Source organism: Moorena sp. SIO1G6, assembly GCF_010672795.1.
Lineage (GTDB): Bacteria > Cyanobacteriota > Cyanobacteriia > Cyanobacteriales > Coleofasciculaceae > Moorena > Moorena producens.
This window is the reverse complement of sequence record NZ_JAAHFZ010000156.1, coordinates 1-2,089: the sequence shown is the minus strand read 5'-3', so window position 1 is coordinate 2,089 and position 2,089 is coordinate 1. Positions and strand designations below refer to the sequence as shown.

The 2,089-nt window shown below is 47.3% G+C and carries 1 protein-coding gene and 1 pseudogene; both read right to left on the bottom strand.

Going from position 1 to position 2,089, the window contains the following annotated elements; genetic code table 11:
• Window positions 1-253, bottom strand: a 253-nt coding sequence (locus F6K63_RS36665) for a DUF2887 domain-containing protein (RefSeq protein WP_287314987.1), incomplete at its 3' end; no start/stop codon positions are given.
• A gap of 361 nt (window positions 254-614) precedes the next feature.
• Window positions 615-1,749, bottom strand: a pseudogene (locus tag F6K63_RS36660) (ISAs1 family transposase).
• Window positions 1,750-2,089 lie beyond the last annotated feature (340 nt).

Below are 2,089 nucleotides of genomic sequence, written 5' to 3'. Positions count from 1 at the left end.
CTAAGTAGACAAACACTTCTTGCATCAGGCGGTAGTACAAGTCTTCATCTTTCTGAAATTGGACTTCTACGAAATAAATAGGGTCGCCATCTCGTTTGGGGAGAAATACGCCGTCGGTGCGTTTGGCAAGTTCTTTGAGTTCGACGGCCTTAAAATTATAGTTTTGTGCTAGTTGAGAGTTTTCTTCCAGGAGTTCAAAGAAAGTACCAGGGAGGGTTTGGAAGACTTTATAAAATAGGCTGTCAGTGCGCATTAGTCTGCATTGCGAGGAACTGGCATTTGGGTTATCTGGCCAATATTATCATCGGTTGGTGTTATTTTTTGATATTATTTTTTTATAATGACAAAGGTGTACGCCCATATATAAAGTGCTCTTCTGATATCGAGTCCGCCTCAGCAGTTGAACTATCAGTAAGTCTTGGGGAGTAATTCAGGGTAATCGCATCTAAATCGAGCTCCAAAATGGTGTAACACTCCCTAAAACTTGATTATCCTCTGAACTGACCAAAGCACACCAATTGAGTGGTCTTGCACCCGTTCGGCATTTATGGTCTAGGGCTTGACCGGGAAGAGGTGCGTCCATTACCTCCTGCAACTGACCTGCTCAGTTGTGATCAACTACGACTAACACCTGAGTTACCTGCACTGGCAGCGAGGATTTCGATGAGGAAGTTATTGTCCATCCCAGCTCGGTAACGCTTCATCTTCAGACTCTGTTTGGAGGGTACCTGCTTGAGTAAACTAACACTTAAACGTCGCAACAATCCCAGGTTCTGTGCCGCATATCCGCATAGGTATCCGACTAGCATCTTCACCAAAGGTGACATCAAGCACCCAATGCAGACTGTTCTCAATACTCCAATGGGAGCGAATCACTGAGTTGTGTCGCTGGGCATCCCCTTCCAGGCTGCTAATGTAAAATCGCACTTCAAACCTGGTTTTGTTCCATAACTGCTGAGTACTCTTGACCATGACAACCGTCTTTAAGCCTGCCCATTGACCTTGCCGAGGCAGTGGTGGTAATTGACTTACGGGCACGACCCAAACTTGGCGAGTTTCGATACGATGATGTCCACTGTCTATGGTTTGATCGTAGCTGTACTCAATCCCCTGCCAGTTTTGGGCTTGTGCTTGCTCGAACCAAGCCTCTACTTGTTGGCTGAGCTGACCCTGGTTGCCTTTGAGTGCCAACACATAGTCCCCTTCTGCCTGCTTGATTTGCCGAGTTATGGGAATTTGGGTGCCCATGGCATCAAGGGTGACTACCGCCCCCTTGAGGTTCAGCAATTGTAGCAGGAGCGGCACTGCTGTGATTTCATTGGATTTGCTGTCCACTTTTTGTTGAGCTAAAACCAGCCCATGTTCACTACTCCAGGCACTCACACTCTGTAGCGCCTTCAGTTGACCAGCCCGGTCATAGGAGCCTTTGGCGGTCTTGCCATCGATATGAATCAAGTTCAGGGCTAATTTCTCAGTAATGCAGCTGACCCAACTCAGGAAACTCGTTTCCAGCTCCTGGGGGTCTAACAGACCCAAAACCCGACCAAAGGTATCGTGTGATGGAATCCCATTGGGCAATTCTAAAAACGTCTCGAGCCAGACTTGCTTAGCTTTACCATAGGTTTCGATGGCCACAAACCCATCGGCACCGGAGAGCACCGCTAAAATGGCAATGGTGATCATGGCCACCAAGGAATGTTTTTGCGTTCGCTCGACTCGGGGATCTCGCAAGTGCTGAAAATGCCTCAGAACACTCTTTTTCTAGATTAATGCCTCACGCTCCTGCTGAGCGTTCACAAAGCCTTTTGCCATGATGACTGACTAGAGAATGCAAATCTTCGCACATCCAACGGTTAACCCCTAGATCCGCTCTGGGAGAACCCCGAGCCAAGCTAATCAAATTTACTTATACGCCAAGTCGTTTGTCAAGTACGATTTATACCAAATTAGATGCGATTACCCTGGGGAGTAATTTGGTGGGCAAAGGGAAAATGGGGTATTTGATGAATCTATTGGTAAAGTTTCCCCTTGCCCACCCTACGAGTTCTGCGATCGCTTGACCTAACCAGGTGTTCAAGGCATTGTAAAG